General features: G+C 39.5%; 15 protein-coding genes. 6 read left to right on the forward strand and 9 right to left on the reverse strand.

Going from position 1 to position 14,621, the window contains the following annotated elements; translation table 11 throughout:
* The first annotated feature begins 92 nt into the window (after nt 1-92).
* Genes NYP69_RS01640 through NYP69_RS01665 form a run of 6 tightly spaced genes read left to right on the forward strand, consistent with a single transcriptional unit; the run spans nt 93 to nt 4,026 of the window.
* Nucleotides 93-695 carry a CDP-alcohol phosphatidyltransferase family protein gene (locus NYP69_RS01640; RefSeq protein ID WP_060785980.1) on the forward strand — a complete coding sequence of 201 codons (603 nt, stop codon included), beginning with the start codon at nt 93-95 and terminating at the stop codon, nt 693-695.
* Between the two features lie 43 nt (nt 696-738).
* The gene (locus tag NYP69_RS01645; RefSeq protein WP_060785981.1) at nt 739-1,770 is read left to right on the forward strand and encodes a DUF881 domain-containing protein; all 1,032 of its coding nucleotides are present in this window, start codon (nt 739-741) and stop codon (nt 1,768-1,770) included.
* Between the two features lie 19 nt (nt 1,771-1,789).
* Nucleotides 1,790-2,122 carry a small basic family protein gene (locus NYP69_RS01650; protein WP_004130859.1) on the forward strand — a complete coding sequence of 111 codons (333 nt, stop codon included), beginning with the start codon at nt 1,790-1,792 and terminating at the stop codon, nt 2,120-2,122.
* Between the two features lie 14 nt (nt 2,123-2,136).
* Nucleotides 2,137-3,018, forward strand: coding sequence for a DUF881 domain-containing protein (locus NYP69_RS01655; protein ID WP_081090848.1), 882 nt, complete (start codon nt 2,137-2,139; stop codon nt 3,016-3,018).
* An 18-nt stretch (nt 3,019-3,036) separates the two neighbouring features.
* Nucleotides 3,037-3,477, forward strand: a complete 441-nt coding sequence (locus NYP69_RS01660) for an FHA domain-containing protein (RefSeq protein ID WP_016635312.1) — start codon at nt 3,037-3,039, stop codon at nt 3,475-3,477.
* Between the two features lie 30 nt (nt 3,478-3,507).
* Complete coding sequence (locus tag NYP69_RS01665; RefSeq protein ID WP_060785982.1) at nt 3,508-4,026, forward strand: MerR family transcriptional regulator; 519 nt, start codon at nt 3,508-3,510, stop codon at nt 4,024-4,026.
* A 202-nt stretch (nt 4,027-4,228) separates the two neighbouring features.
* Here NYP69_RS01665 and NYP69_RS01670 read toward each other — a convergent pair whose 3' ends face one another.
* The 9 genes from NYP69_RS01670 to NYP69_RS01710 form a co-directional block, all read right to left on the reverse strand.
* Nucleotides 4,229-4,942, reverse strand: a complete 714-nt coding sequence (locus NYP69_RS01670; protein ID WP_473412875.1) for an HAD hydrolase-like protein — start codon at nt 4,940-4,942, stop codon at nt 4,229-4,231.
* A gap of 81 nt (nt 4,943-5,023) precedes the next feature.
* The gene (locus NYP69_RS01675) at nt 5,024-5,371 is read right to left on the reverse strand and encodes an RNA polymerase-binding protein RbpA (protein ID WP_004130843.1); all 348 of its coding nucleotides are present in this window, start codon (nt 5,369-5,371) and stop codon (nt 5,024-5,026) included.
* Nucleotides 5,372-5,429: 58 nt separating this feature from the next.
* The gene (locus NYP69_RS01680; protein WP_473412876.1) at nt 5,430-8,012 is read right to left on the reverse strand and encodes a DEAD/DEAH box helicase; all 2,583 of its coding nucleotides are present in this window, start codon (nt 8,010-8,012) and stop codon (nt 5,430-5,432) included.
* Between the two features lie 10 nt (nt 8,013-8,022).
* Nucleotides 8,023-8,397, reverse strand: a complete 375-nt coding sequence (locus NYP69_RS01685; protein WP_004133149.1) for a hypothetical protein — start codon at nt 8,395-8,397, stop codon at nt 8,023-8,025.
* Between the two features lies 1 nt (nt 8,398).
* Nucleotides 8,399-10,327: a helix-turn-helix transcriptional regulator gene (locus NYP69_RS01690; RefSeq protein ID WP_018639278.1), complete on the reverse strand. Its 1,929-nt coding sequence runs from the start codon at nt 10,325-10,327 to the stop codon at nt 8,399-8,401.
* Between the two features lie 227 nt (nt 10,328-10,554).
* Nucleotides 10,555-11,982, reverse strand: coding sequence for a UTP--glucose-1-phosphate uridylyltransferase (locus NYP69_RS01695; protein ID WP_004130833.1), 1,428 nt, complete (start codon nt 11,980-11,982; stop codon nt 10,555-10,557).
* 155 nt (nt 11,983-12,137) lie between these two features.
* Complete coding sequence (gene tsf, locus NYP69_RS01700) at nt 12,138-12,989, reverse strand: translation elongation factor Ts (protein ID WP_004130831.1); 852 nt, start codon at nt 12,987-12,989, stop codon at nt 12,138-12,140.
* Between the two features lie 29 nt (nt 12,990-13,018).
* The gene (rpsB, locus tag NYP69_RS01705) at nt 13,019-13,819 is read right to left on the reverse strand and encodes a 30S ribosomal protein S2 (protein WP_004130830.1); all 801 of its coding nucleotides are present in this window, start codon (nt 13,817-13,819) and stop codon (nt 13,019-13,021) included.
* Nucleotides 13,820-14,087: 268 nt separating this feature from the next.
* Entirely contained in the window at nt 14,088-14,576 is a 489-nt protein-coding gene (locus tag NYP69_RS01710) for a peptide deformylase (RefSeq protein WP_004130828.1), read from the reverse strand.
* Nucleotides 14,577-14,621 lie beyond the last annotated feature (45 nt).

Raw genomic sequence — 14,621 nt, forward strand, 5'->3', positions numbered from 1 at the left:
ATATTGGGGCATAAAAGTGCCCCAATATTTTATTATTCGCAATAATATTAGTATTGAAATTTTATTTTTAGAAAGTTTTAAGGAAATTAGGTATGGTCAAATTCGTTTATAGTCAGGAATATAGTCCTGAAGCGCTTAATCGAGTTCTTACTGTGCCTAATGTTATTAGCTTTTTAAGAATATGCTCAATACCTTATCTTGCTGTTTTAATTGCGCAACACAAAATGTGGCCTGCTTTAATTGTTCTTGCAATTGCTGCACTTTCTGATTGTATTGACGGTTATATTGCAAGAACTTTTAATCAGGTTAGCAAATTAGGTCAGATTCTAGACCCTATTGCAGATAGGCTTCTTATAGTTTGCAGCACACTAGCTTTAGCATTTGCAAAGATTATACCTTGGTGGGCATTAGCTTTAGTTGTTTTGCGAGACGCAATAATGGCAATTTTAATTGTGATTCTTGCACAATACGACTATGGCCCTTTGCCTGTTAATTTTATGGGCAAAACTGGAACAGCATTGCTAATGGTAACTATTGTTCTATTTATGATTGTTTTCGCGATTGCAACAGAGCCAGTGCTTATTCTATATGCTGCTGCAATTGCATGTGCGATTTGGGGAATAACGCTTTATTGGTTTGCGGGAATATTGTACTGTATACAAGCTTATAAGCTACTAATAAAAAAGGCTAAATAATTCTTACGATTTTTGAAAACTAATCAATAACAACGGATGAATCATGGTGGAAAAGACTTCTAATCTAAATCAAAGCGGAGATTATGCCTCTAGTGGCAAAGCTCCAGAGTCTTTTCCTGCTCCAACTGTTGTTTTGTTTTCTAAGCGCAGAGCAGTATTTTCTAAATCCGTGTTTAATTTAGGCGCTCATCACGTTACAAATTCATCGTATACTTTTTCATCGCATCGAGATAGGCATCGTAGGCTTGAAGATTATTCTCTTAGACTAATAGATGATTTAAGCAACAGGCCAGTTGATCCGCTTTTTATGGATTCTAGACTAAATAAGCAAAATGTTAGCAAGATTAGTCTTTGGATTACAAGAATAATTGTTTTTTTAATTTGCATTGCTGTTGGTACTGTTGGTAGTCAATTCGTACGTAAACTACACGCTGATTCGCGTAAAGCTATACGCGTATCTTTAGCGAACGAGCTTACGACTCACGCAAGCAGATTCGATAATCTTGTTAAAGAAGTTGCAAAGCTTCGCGCTAGTGTAGACAAAGAGTCTAAAAGAATTAACACTCCGTACGAAAATCAAGTTGATAAATCCGACAACATGACTAATGGCACTCACGCTGTATATGGCCCTGGTGTTGTTTTAACTATTGCAAATCCTATTTCTGCAAGTAACGATGTTTCTAATGGCTCTCTTCCTAGAGAAATGTCTAAAGGTGCTAGAATCAAGGTTGTTAGCGATCGAGATATTCAAATCTTTGTTTCTATTCTTTGGGATGCTGGAGCAGAAGCAATATCAATTAACGGATACAGGATTGGTTCTCAAACATCGATTCGTACTGCAGGATCCACGATTCTTGTTGGAGTTAATCAAACTCAAAGCCCGTATACGATTGAGGCAATAGGAGACAGCTCTAGCCTTATTGAAAAGTTAAATTCTCAAAAGCATTCTGAATGGTTTACTTCTCTTACAAATGCTGGTATTAATCCACAAGTTTCAGCTACTAATAACTTAAAGTTGTCGGCAGCTGGAACGGGAGAAGTCAATTTTGCAAAAGAGTTGACTAGTAGAAGATAGGAAAGATAGGAAATAGGTTATGACAGCTATTCTTGGATTGATTTTAGGAGCACTTATTGGCATTGTTGTGCATCCAGATATTCCAGTGGTTATTCAACCGTATTTGCCAATCATGGTGCTTGCTGCACTAGATGCTCTTCTTGGCGCTGCTAGAGCTTATTTTGAGCGCAGCTTTTCCGACAAAGTGTTTGTTATTTCGTTCTTCTCAAATGTTATTGCTGCAACGCTTTTAGTCTTGCTTGGCAACCAGCTTGGAGTTGGTGCACAATTGCAAACGGCTGTTATTGTTGTTTTAGGAATACGAATCTTCTCTAACGTTTCTGCAATTCGTCGTTTTATATTTAGGGGATAGATTCAGGGGATAATATGAAACATCCACTTGCGAATACTTCAAAAAACAGCGTAAAAAACAATGAATTAAGCGATAATAATATTGATAAAAATGTAGACAATATTGTTAAACGGCTTCATCGCCAGCATGCTAAAGATCGAGAAAGTGACCGCACGCAAACGGGTTCCTTCCCAATCGTTAAGCGCAAAAATAAGCCATCTTTGCAAGGTCATGTTACTAGAACGCGCATTTTAACAGGCTTACTTGTTATGCTTCTTTGCGCTCTTCTTAGCTTTGCATATATGATTCAAGTAAATCGAAGTGCTCTTGTGTACCAAACTATGAGCGAAGATGAGCTTACGCGATTGATTACAGAAACTAATTCTCAAATACAAAATCTTGAACAACGAAAGTTTGAATTAACAAGTCAGCTTAATTCTCTAAAAGCATCTGTGAATAAGCAAGAAGAAGCTGCTAGAATTGCTAAGCAAAATTCGCAAACAAGCGGCTTGATTTCTGGTCGCCTTCCAGCAATTGGAAAAGGTGTAATTATTCATATTACAGCTGGAGAAAAAGAGCGCGTAGATGCTGCAACTATGTTTCAGCTTATAGAAGAGCTTCGCAACGCTGGCGTGGAAGTTATGTCTATTAACGATATTCGCATTGTTACTTCTACTTATATTTCCGACACTAAGCATGGATTGCTGTGCGATGGAATCGAGATAAATCCTCCTTACATAGTTAAGGCTATTGGCGATGCGCAAAATTTGCAAAACGCCGTAAATATTGCAGGGGGAGTTGGATCTAGATTAAAAGTTAAATTTGGCGCTTCCGTATACGTTTCAACGCCTGAAGAGGTTGAGATTCGTTCAACACGCGAACCAAAACAGTATCAATATGCAAAACCAGTCGAATAAGAAGGTAAAATAGCAATTATGACTGAACCTATTCCTACAGCTGGCGAAACAACCATTATTGGCATGCCAGCAATAACTATTCCAATAAACTCGAACGCAGACCGCCCACTCAAACAGGATGATTTAGACACAATAGCAAAACTACTGCCAGGCACCGCTTTGCTTATTTCTACACGTGGGGCAGTTTCTGGGTCTCGTTATTTGCTAGACGAAGATGTTGTATCGGTTGGGCGTGACTCTAGAGCAGATATTATGCTTGACGATTCTACTGTTTCTAGAGCGCATGCAGTGTTTAGAAGGAATGGAAACGTTTTTAGCATTGCAGATGCTGGCAGCTTAAACGGAACCTATGTTAATCGTAATCGAGTTGATGAAGCAGTTCTTAATAATGGCGATGAGATTATGATTGGCAAATATCGCTTAATGTTCTTTACGCAAAGTGCTGTTAGTAAACGATAGCGATAAACACAATAAACATAATAAACAATAATGGTGTTAAAAAACTCTTCTAGCAAAAATGCACTGGCGGATTTCTACGAATCTAATAATCAGCCAGTGCAGGGGGAGTTGTTTGCTTTTTCTAGCTACGGAGAAGAGTCCGTAGGATATCGCGGAAGCGTTGCAATGAAGATTGCTGGAATAACCTATAGGCAACTTGATTATTGGGCTAGAAAAAACATTATTGAGCCTTCTATTAATCCTTCTCACGGGTCTGGATCCAGGCGTTTATATTCTTTTAAGGATATTTCTATTATGGCGGTTGCTAAGCGACTTTTAGACGCTGGCGTAAATCTTACAAACGTTACAAAAGCTATAGTTTTTTTGAATTGTTATAGTGTTAATCATCTTGAGCGCATGACAATAATTTGCGATGGTCAATCTGTTATGGAATGTAACAATAATCAAGAAAATATGTTTAGCATGCTTGAGGGCGGCTCAGCTGTTTTTGCAATCGCAGTTGGATGCATTGTTAAGCAAGTACGAGCTGATTTATCTAAAGAATCTTAAAACTAAAGAATCTTAAATCATAAAATTTATATCATATTGAAAATATCGAAATATTAAGAATAAAAAAATAATGAATAATAAAAAATGAAAGTGGTGTGCTGACTCTAATTCTTATGTAGTGTGTTTTATTCGTGATTTATAACAAATCTGACATAACGTACATTATCGGATACTTATATAGAATTATTTTTATATAGAAATATCATTTGCGCAAAGTATTATCAAAATATTCATCAATAGCAATGCTCAAATCACAAACATTGTCAATAATCCTATAAGCACCGTGCTTTTTAAGCTCACCAGGCTCTGCGTAGCCCCAAGCGCAACCAAGACAATCAATGTAGCATGCTAAAGCACCATCTGCGTCCGTCCATCGGTCGCCAACCATTAATGCCTTGTCTAGCGAATAGTCAAAACCAATATTTTTCAAAACATAGCGAATAACTTGGTCTTTTTTAATTCTAGACATATCGGCACTCGCGCCGTAAATTCCATCAATCAAATCTGTTAAACCAAAATAATCACAAATAGGCTTAACTTGATATTCTGGCTTGCAAGATGCTGTAGCAAGATAATATCCAGATTCACGTAGTCTCTTTAATTGTTCTGGAATACCTTCGTAAACCTTATTCAAAAGACTTCCAGTGATTTTACTACCACTAGGATTTTTCGGATCTGTAAAAGTTGCAACTTCGGAATAATACTTTCGATACAACTTTACGCCTTCTAATTGCAAATCTTCTGGCATGCCATTTCGTTGAAAAGATTCAAGAATAGACGGTCCTACAAAGCGCATCATCTCTTCATCGTCTGGAATTTGCATGCCTAAATCGCTCATAGCTCTTTTAGCACACGCAATAATTCCCATATGAGATTGAGTCAAAGTGCCATCTAAATCAAGCAAAACAACTTTCATGGAGTTTTCCCTAAAATCCTAAATTAAATAATTAATATTAGTGATTAATCACAAAATTAAAGTAAAACTACACATCAAAGACTACTCGTAATCAGGAATCCAACCTTCATGATGCATTTTCAAGCGTTTATCAAGCAAAGCTTTTAGCTCTTCTTCGCTTCTACGCTCTAAAAGCATATCCCAATGAGTTCGAGTTGGCTTATTAAAATCATCATCTGGCCTATCTGCGTCGCCTTCTTTATGCGCTAAAGCACCGCAACGGCATTCCCATTCTTCTGGAACTTCTGCACCTTGAGCAAGAGGGAGAATAGTCCTATGCCCTTTAGGACAAACATATGTAACATCATTACGAGCTGCAAAATCAACATTATCGTCGGATTCTAGCGACTTTGCACCAATGCTCATACCACGTAAACTGCGTTCTGCCATATTATATTCTCCTTTTAGTTTCCATTATAAAGCTAGCGAATTGCACGGACTATAAAGATTAAACATCACAATAGGCTACTACCCCACGATTAATTATTTGAACTGCTTCATATGCTTTGTGTGCTAAAGAATCGTCTACATTAGGCAAAATTCTTAAATAATCGCTAAGAACAGCAAGCTGATTAAGCAAGTCTATAAGTCTTTTGGCAAAGCGCACAAAATCTCCACCCGTAATATCCGTATTTTGCAAAATATCAAGCAAGTCAGCGCCTTGTGCCCAATCGTATATAAGGTCTACTGCGCCAAAATCTAGCGATTTCAACGCATCAAGATGATTGTTTAAGCACATATTGCTTATGCGCATAAACAATTCTTTTAATCTAGAAACAGTATTGAATACAGCGCCGTCTAATCCACCAGGATATCTTCTTGGCTCTGATCCCACTGGCCCTCTAGACTCATAAACCAAAGAAGATACACAACTCAACAGCTCAATAGGAGTTAAATCGTTAAAAATACCTTCGCAAATGGCTTGCGCAAAAACAACATCAAGCTCGTTATAAAGTCGTCTAAGAAGCTGACCCTTATTACTTAAAACAAACGTATTACCTGTTTGTTTTAAGTAATCCAAACTACATAAAACATTACAAATATTGTCAAAACATCTTGCAACAGAACCAGTTCTAGAATTATAACGTTCTTTAACTTGATTTAGCTCTTTTGTTTCTCTAGCCCAATAATATCCCCAATGTAAATGGTTTTGAATATCTGGACAATTTGCACAAGGATGGTTTCTTTCTTGAATGCGCAAGCTAGCAATTTTGTTATCTAACTCTTTGAATGCATTTGAACGCTCTAAATCGCTGGAAAACAGAGTATGCTTAAGTTTTCTACGCTGATCATGTTGAGCGTCTTTAAGGCGCATTCTAAGAGTCATAAACTCAGCAAAATCGCCATTAGAACAATGGAAAGCTTGCTCATAGCCACTAATCGCCTCTTGAAGTTCTTCAATACGACTCAAAAGGCGCGCTGCCGAAGCGTTCGCTTCCCATTGAGCAAATGAGCTACTAAGCGTTACTCGAGCTGTTTTTGCATCGCTATTATTAAGAAGATTAACAGCCATGTTAAAAGTTGGAACAAAGCTAGAGTGAAGAGGATAAACACGCTTACTAGAAAGAGAAGCCGCTTTAGCTGGGTCAAAATCAGGATTGTCTATTAAAACAGCATGACCAATATCGTCAATTCCGCGTCTTCCAGCTCGGCCAGTAAGTTGAGTAAACTCGCCAGGCGTAAGAGGAACATGACCTGTACCATCATACTTAACTAGCTTTTCTACAACAACACTCCTAGCTGGCATATTTAAGCCTAAAGCAAGTGTTTCTGTGGCAAAAATAATCTTAATAAGACCACGCTCAAAAAGAGTTTCAACAATATGCCTAAAAATCGCAATCATACCTGCGTGATGAGCCGCAAATCCTTGCTCAAGAGCATATCTAAAGCGTTCAAATCTAAGCGCTTTTAAGTCACTTTTAGAAAGTTTATTTTGCGAGATCATTGAATCAACAATTCTACGAATCTCGTACATCTCTTCATCGCTTGTAAGAGCTAGACCAGCGTTTAAGCATTGCTGAACAGCTTGATCGCAACCAGAACGTGAGAAAATAAAGTAAATCCCAGGAAGCATATTAAGATAATCAAGCTCGTCAATAACAGCCCATCTTTTAGGAGTATGACGAACAGTTAAAGACGACTTGGAATTTTTTTGTAAATCACTAGAGCGATCGCGCGATTTTCTTTTAGAAAATCGCCCTTTAGAGAATCTCTTATCTTTACTTAAATAAGAAGATTTTTTGCGCAAAGCAGCATTTTCCCACTGGCTTAACTTTCTAGTTAAAGCAAGATTTACACGATTCGTTGCATTACCATTTTTGTCTGTATCGTAAAGATTAAGAAGCTCTGGCTCTGTTTGACCATCTTTTTGAATAATGACATGACGTTCAAGAGGAACAGGCCTATGCTCATCTACGATTAAATGAGTGTTTCCGCGAACAGAAGAAATCCATGCGCTAAAATCTTCAACATTAGAAACAGTTGCCGAAAGTCCAATAATTTTAACACTTTGCGGAAGATGAATAATAACTTCTTCCCAAACTGCTCCTCGGAATTTATCTGCTAAATAATGCACCTCGTCTAAAACAACAAATCCAAGAGAATTAAGTGTTATTGAACGTTCATAAAGCATATTGCGTAAGACTTCTGTTGTCATAACAACAATATCTGCTTCACTGTTAACAGACGTGTCTCCTGTTAAAAGACCAACTTTATTAGATCCATAAACTTCACAAAAATCATGATATTTTTGGTTACTAAGAGCCTTGATTGGAGTTGTATAGAAGGTTTTAACACCGCGATTAACGCCCAAAAAAACAGCAAAATCTGCTACAACAGTTTTACCAGCACCTGTAGGAGCAGCAACAAGAACGTTATCTCCATTTTCTAGAGCATCAATTGCCTCAAGTTGAAAATCATCCAAATCAAAGCTTAAGGAACTTTCAAATTTAGCAGCCATTGATTTAGAATGTTGCAAAGTCTTGCGAAACGCACTAAATCTTTGAGACGGAGATAATGGGAGCGTAGTCATAAACTATTCTTTAGTTTCCTTTAGTTTCTTTAGATTCATTAAAAATTGGATTGTCAATATCTTCTTTGCGCAAAGACAAGTTATTCCAATGTTGCCAAACAATTCTATGAGAATCTCCTACTTTTTCTCTGCGCTTTAAAACTCTAATTCTAGCCTCTTCTACACGTTGCGCAGCATCGAAAATCGGACGCGTAAAAAATGGATATGAATCCTTTTTCAACGAATCTTCACTGTTTTGCAACTTTTCAAAACAAGAATAAGCCTTAGTATAAAAACTCGTGCAATTCGTTAAAATCTTATACGCGCATTTAAGCGCGTACGCAAGCCCTGCGCCAATCATGCATAGCATAAAAAGAGTTAATAAAAGCCAAATCCACCATGGCATTTTAATTCTCCAAGTTTTGGCAATCGCTATTATTAACGCTTAATTCTCGCTGTGCTCGAGCAATAATCATAGTGCGCAAAGTTTCTGGAGAAACAGCTTTAATATGACGAGCGTGAGCAATGCAAAATGCAACAAACCAAGAGTCGGAAGAAACCGTTAAATGAACCTTAACGCCAGTTCCACAAGGCTCGATTGTAGCTCCAGAAAGACTCTTTAAGAAGTTCAAATCTGGCTCATCTGTAATAAAGCATGTTTGAGTACCATTGTCAAAACTCCATTTTCTAAGTTCGCTAACTGGAACATCTGGAATTTCTACAGGGCAAATAGGCTTAATAACTTCTGCACGCTCAATTCTTGCAACGCGCAAAACCTGCCAAATTCTCGGCAAACCGTTTGCTTTATTAATCGAAGTGTCTTTTGCAACAAAAGTACGCTTATCTTGTGGAGTTTGAGCCTCAACATCTGTCCAAACAGCAACGTAGTAAACGCCTTCATCAACAAAAATCTTAGAAGGAGCAACAATCTTTCTGCGTGTTCTACCAGCGCCATCTGTGTACTCCATGTCGATTAATGCATTAGCACTAATAGCGCTGCGAACAACAGAACAATTTCTAGGCTCTACCTCGTAACCAGTAAGGCTAAGCCAAGGAGTCTCCCCTGGGCTAACATGCCTACGCAAACGCATGTAAAGCGCTTTGGCTTGATCTCTTTGTTCAGCAGGCAAAAGAGGAGAATGCGCAAGGTAGTTGATAGAGGCCGTAAGCATACTCATATATTGTTGAGAAACTCCAGCTAAACGCTCAAGACCAAGCGAATTAGTTGCGGAAACAATACCTTCGGCTTCTAAAAGAGACCAATCAATATCGAAGAATTGGCTACCTGCCATCTCGCCATCGTCGGAAACAGTAGTAAGCGTATTAATGTCTTTATGCAAAATCGCAACAAATCTACGAAGCTCATCATCATTCTTAGGTTTGCCAATAAATCTTACAGCAAGCTCATTTAGTGGGAATTCTTCTCCAAGATGAGCAGAAAGGAAGAGCATTAGTCGAAGTCTGCGATCTACTTCGCTTCCAGTTTGGAAAGACGTCTTTTTTTGACGAGACTTGTCTGGCTCGTTTTCCGAAAGGGCTTGATTATCTTCCGCATTAGAACGTGCAGAATCAACGCTTTGATCAGCGTAATTCTCGTCGCATTCAACGAATTGCGTAGCAGCATTAAGTCTTCTATGGAAAGCGTCCACAGCTTCTTGAGGACTTACAACGCAAGAACCTGGGTGCTCAAGAACAAACATTGCTAAATCGTCGGAATCAGTGTATGCAACGTTCAAATGTTCACCATCAACGTCAACAGTTGCTGCAAATCTTCTAGAATCAATAACCTTAACCAATGCGTCTGGAATTGTTTGAGTTCCAAGACCAGGGGCAATCGAATCTAAGCCCAAACCAGGAATAGGTGTTTGAGGAACTCTAGGAGCAGTACGAGATGCAGAAGAATGTTGCTGATCTACTTTGCGCGATTCAGAAGAAGAAATCGACATAGAACGAGCTAAATAATTAGCAGCCGCAAGAACAGGAAGCTCTTCTTGTTCAAAACGAATACGCACGCGAGGTTCGTCACCAAGTTGCAGCCTGTAAGATGCAAAATCTTGGCCTTCTGACTTTGAAGAATATTCAGGCTGACGAGATTCAATCGCAATACCCATAGCTGCAAGCTTTGCACGATCTCTTTGGAATTGCTTTGCAAACGCAGCCTTTGCAGCTTGATCTGCAAGCTCTCCATAAGAATCGGCATAAGCCTTAACTCGTTGCGCAATCTGACGCGAAGTCAGCCATTGTGGAAATGCGGAAGACAACACAGCCAGCACATCAAGCTCGTGTTTACCCCACTTATCGGAAAAACGACGTCTTCCGTTACTTCCTTCTGCCATTTGTCCTCACGTATCGTTTCTTTTGTAGTTTCATCTTGTGTTAAAAACATGCGAAAAATGCTAAATTCTCAACACACACCTTAACTATTTTAATGGTGTTTTGCCATACGTGTGGACATTTTCAAAAAAAGTCATCAATTTTCTTAAAAAGCCATTAATCAACACTATAAAAACGTTGAAATAAGGCCATTTTCCACACGACACGCCCGAATGAATTTATTTTGTGACTATACCCACTCGTCTGGCTCAATGCCCTTCGGACCCACAAATTCGCCATTTGGAACGTAACTTGGCTCCCCTGTATCTTCTAAAATAGCATCCGCAAACATAGAAACTTGGCTTCCAAAAGTCCAATCGCCTCGGATTGTAACGGATTTTGCAGCAGCCAAAGCTGGAACAGAATACGGGAATCTTTCGTTAAAATCATCAATAGTTTTGTAGAATCGTGGATCTAAATCCACATTTGGAAATATGTAATTGCCATCTTCCATCTCGTAAGAATCTGTAAGATGGAAGCGATCTGAACGCATTATAAACAAATCGTTAGTAGTCTTTACAGGCAAAAATCGCATTCTATCAACCTCAACACAAATCGCATCGTCAAAAAGCGAAACAGCGGAACCCATAGCAGTTTCAAGCTGAATCACTTTTTCGCTTGAATCATCAGTTGGGTCAACAGTCTTGTGATTGCAAATAACTGGAAGAGGGAGAACACCTTTATATTTTTTAAGAATCTTTTGCAAAGCATCAACACGAATCCAAATATTGTTAGTATTAAAATAAGGATGTTTATTAATACTTTGCGCACTTCTTCTATCTTCTGCAGCAACTTGAGTCATTTCACGAAGCATCATTCTGCCAGTTTCAAGACTTCTAACAATATGACCACCTTTACGGTCTGCTTGAGTACGCTTAGCAACCTCAATCATGATTGATGCACCAGTATTTTCAAAATGCTGAGCAAGAGTCCTAGACGGTCTCGCACCTAAATTGTCGGAGTTAGAAATGAACAAGTACTTAATGCCATTTTTCTTTAGAATATCCAACAATCCAGATTCCCAAATAGTTGAAAAAATGTCACCGTGACCCGGAGGACACCATTCTAAACTACTATCTTTAGAACAAGAAACAGGCTCACCCGTTTCCTCTAAAAGCTTTGGCTCTTGATGCTGAATAATTTCAACAGGAATATTTTCTTGAGAAAACTTTTTTGTACGCTTTAATACTTGCAAAGTATCTTTAGACGTGCGGAAAGAGTTCATAAAAATCAAAGGCAAATCAACGCCTAAACGTTGACGCGCTGTAAGAACTTGACCAATTATAATGTCAATAAATCTCATTTGACGAGCTTTATGCCTTCTAACTGGCAATAAAGACTTTGCGCAAGACAAGCCCATTGATGTTCCAAGACCACCATTTAGCTTAATAAATGCCGTTTTTGAGAATGCGTTAACAGCTTTATTATGATCAATTGTTTCATAAATCTCATGAAAATTTGGCACAGTCTTAATAGGCTCTACTGCGTTTTCGCGAATAAATCCGCCAGTTTTATCTTCATTCCACACTTTATAAAGACGTTCAAATTGGCTAATAGCAACTTCGCTCATACCGTGTTCGCGCATCTTTGCAGCGGACAATTCAAAAGTGTTGTCCATTTAACGCAGCCTCCCTGTATGCATTCTGATTAATAGTTTATCTGCTCAAACAATATGTTGCAAACAAAAATGGACTCACGCGTTAAACACGCAAGTCCATTTTTACATTTCAAATAGTTTTCAGTAAAAGAAAATTATTTGAAACTTAGCAAAAACTATTCAGCAGAGCCTTTGCCAACCTCAACACGAGCGAAAGCTAAAGCAGAGCCGCCAACTTCCTTGAACAAGTCGCCAATAGTCTTGGAAGGATCCTTAACATAAGCTTGCTCAAGAAGAACAGTTTCCTTGAAGAAGGCGTTCAAACGGCCTTCAACAATCTTTGGAACGATTTTTTCTGGCTTGCCTTCTGCCAAGGACTTTTCGGTAGCAACGCGACGCTCGGACTCCAACACATCTGCTGGAACATCTTCGCGGCGGAGCCACTGAGCACCCATAGCGGAAATTTGCAAAGCAGCTTCGTGAGCAACCTTAGCGCCTGCTTCGTCGGTAGCAATCATAGAAACAATGCTTGGAGGCAATTCAACGGACTTCTTGTGAGCGTAAACCTCAACGTGAGGACCGTTAACCTTGGCAATCTGGCCAACCTTAACATGCTCGCCAAACAATGCTGCTGCTTCTTCAACTTCTTCCTTAACAGTAGCATCTCCAGCCTTAGCGGCAAGAAGCTCTTCTGCATTAGAAGCATTGGCTTCAATAGCATTGTTCAACACAGTTTCGGAGAATTCAACAAACTTTGGTGTCTTAGCAACAAAGTCAGTTTCGGAATTCAACTCAACTGCATAACCAGTTTCGCCTTCTGCAGTCTTAACAACCTTAGAAGCAACGGTTCCTTCTTGAGCCTTGCGACCTTCACGCTTGCCAGCGGCCTGAATGCCCTTAGCGCGGATGATTTCCTTAGCGCGAGCTACATCGCCTTCGGCTTCAGTAAGAGCCTTCTTAACGTCCATCATGCCTGCGCCAGTTTCTTCGCGCACCTGCTTAATCAACGCTGCAGTAATTGCTGCCATTTTGTTCTCCTCATTAACTGCCAACAGGCTTATTCAGCCTTGGCTTCATTGTCGGACTGTTCAGATTCCTTAGTGAGCAGTTCCTTTTCCCATGCTGCCATTGGCTGAGCATTGGCATCTTCAGCCTTTGCACCCTTGCCAGCGTGATCAAGCAAACCTTCTGCAACAGCATCGGCCATCAAGCTTGTAAGAAGCTCTACGCCACGAATTGCATCGTCGTTTGCTGGAATTGGATACTCAACGGATTCTGGATCGGTGTTGGTGTCAACGATTGCCACAACTGGAATACCGAGCTTGTGTGCTTCTTCAACAGCCAAAGCTTCCTTGTTAATGTCTACAACAAACATTGCAGAAGGAGTACGGTTCATATTGCGAATACCGCCGAGCTGCTTGGAAAGCTTATCCTTTTCGCGCTCAAGAAGCAAAAGTTCCTTCTTGGTTAAACCAGATCCACGAACGTCGGTAAAGTCCATTTCCTCGAGTTCCTTCAAACGCTTTACGCGAGTAGAAACAGTTTGGAAGTTAGTCAACATACCGCCGAGCCAGCGCTCACTTACGTAAGGCATGTTTACGCGAGTAGCCTGATTTTGCACAGCTTCTTGAGCCTGCTTCTTAGTACCCACAAACAAAACAGTGCCATTGTGAGCAACAGTCTGCTTAATAAAGTCATAAGCCTTGTCGATCATGTCGAGCGACTTGAACAAATTGATGATATGAATACCATTGCGCTGAGTAAGAATGAACTGCTTCATCTTTGGATTCCAGCGACGAGTTTGGTGACCGAAGTGCAAACCAGCCTTCAGCATTTCGCTCATGGTAATCTGTGCCATATCTATATACCTTTCTTGTCGGTTCTTGCCTGGCCATGTCTGTTCGCATGCAACTTGGCTAGCATATACTAAATCCAAGCCGACCGACACGAACGGACGCGTACATGGCGCGTATATGCGCATTCTGATAGACAATAAAAAACGAGCAATCGTATAACGCGACAACACTCATGCTCAAAGCGAACACGCAAATCCAAATTATAACAGAAGCTTTATACTAACTTTGTAATCAATCTCTATAAAAAATCGCGATAATTTATTAAATTAGCTACTTAGAAGAACTATTGCGCAATTGGCGTAAAGCTTGCTTTCTAACATCTTTTTCTAAACGATCAATATACACATGACCATCAAGATGATCACATTCATGTTGAATCATGCGAGCCATTAAGCCTTTACCTTCTAAAACAACAGTTTTACCGTCTAGATCTATCCCTCTTGCTCTAGCATAATCAGCTCTGCGGGTCTTGTACCACAATCCTGGAACCGATAAGCAGCCCTCATCTCCGTATTGCTCGCCACTAAGTTCTTCTATAACAGGATTTAGAATATAGCCTATTGTTCCATCAATATTATAAGAAAATGCTCTAAGATTAACACCAATTTGATTTGCGCTAAGACCTGCACGACCTGGGTCATTTACAGTTTCTAATAAATCTTCTACAAGACTTCTAACAGATGGCGTAATCTCGCGAATTTCATCACAAGGCGTTCTAAGAACAGGGTCTGGAACAACGCGGATTTGTCTAATAGTCACGGCACTCCTTAAAACAAAAGGCTAATTAAAATCGCAATCCATAAT

It is taken from the genome of Gardnerella sp. c17Ua_118, from assembly GCF_055804255.1.

Coding starts and splice junctions, on each gene's coding strand:
- NYP69_RS01670 (WP_473412875.1), bottom strand. CDS start 4,942: ATGAAAGTTGTTTTGCTTGATTTAGATGGCACTTTGACTCAATCTCAT.
- NYP69_RS01655 (WP_081090848.1), top strand. CDS start 2,137: ATGAAACATCCACTTGCGAATACTTCAAAAAACAGCGTAAAAAACAAT.
- NYP69_RS01640 (WP_060785980.1), top strand. CDS start 93: ATGGTCAAATTCGTTTATAGTCAGGAATATAGTCCTGAAGCGCTTAAT.
- NYP69_RS01685 (WP_004133149.1), bottom strand. CDS start 8,397: ATGCCATGGTGGATTTGGCTTTTATTAACTCTTTTTATGCTATGCATG.
- NYP69_RS01660 (WP_016635312.1), top strand. CDS start 3,037: ATGACTGAACCTATTCCTACAGCTGGCGAAACAACCATTATTGGCATG.
- NYP69_RS01665 (WP_060785982.1), top strand. CDS start 3,508: ATGGTGTTAAAAAACTCTTCTAGCAAAAATGCACTGGCGGATTTCTAC.
- NYP69_RS01680 (WP_473412876.1), bottom strand. CDS start 8,012: ATGACTACGCTCCCATTATCTCCGTCTCAAAGATTTAGTGCGTTTCGC.
- tsf (WP_004130831.1), bottom strand. CDS start 12,989: ATGGCAGCAATTACTGCAGCGTTGATTAAGCAGGTGCGCGAAGAAACT.
- NYP69_RS01675 (WP_004130843.1), bottom strand. CDS start 5,371: ATGGCAGAACGCAGTTTACGTGGTATGAGCATTGGTGCAAAGTCGCTA.
- NYP69_RS01645 (WP_060785981.1), top strand. CDS start 739: ATGGTGGAAAAGACTTCTAATCTAAATCAAAGCGGAGATTATGCCTCT.
- NYP69_RS01690 (WP_018639278.1), bottom strand. CDS start 10,327: ATGGCAGAAGGAAGTAACGGAAGACGTCGTTTTTCCGATAAGTGGGGT.
- NYP69_RS01695 (WP_004130833.1), bottom strand. CDS start 11,982: ATGGACAACACTTTTGAATTGTCCGCTGCAAAGATGCGCGAACACGGT.
- rpsB (WP_004130830.1), bottom strand. CDS start 13,819: ATGGCACAGATTACCATGAGCGAAATGCTGAAGGCTGGTTTGCACTTC.
- NYP69_RS01650 (WP_004130859.1), top strand. CDS start 1,790: ATGACAGCTATTCTTGGATTGATTTTAGGAGCACTTATTGGCATTGTT.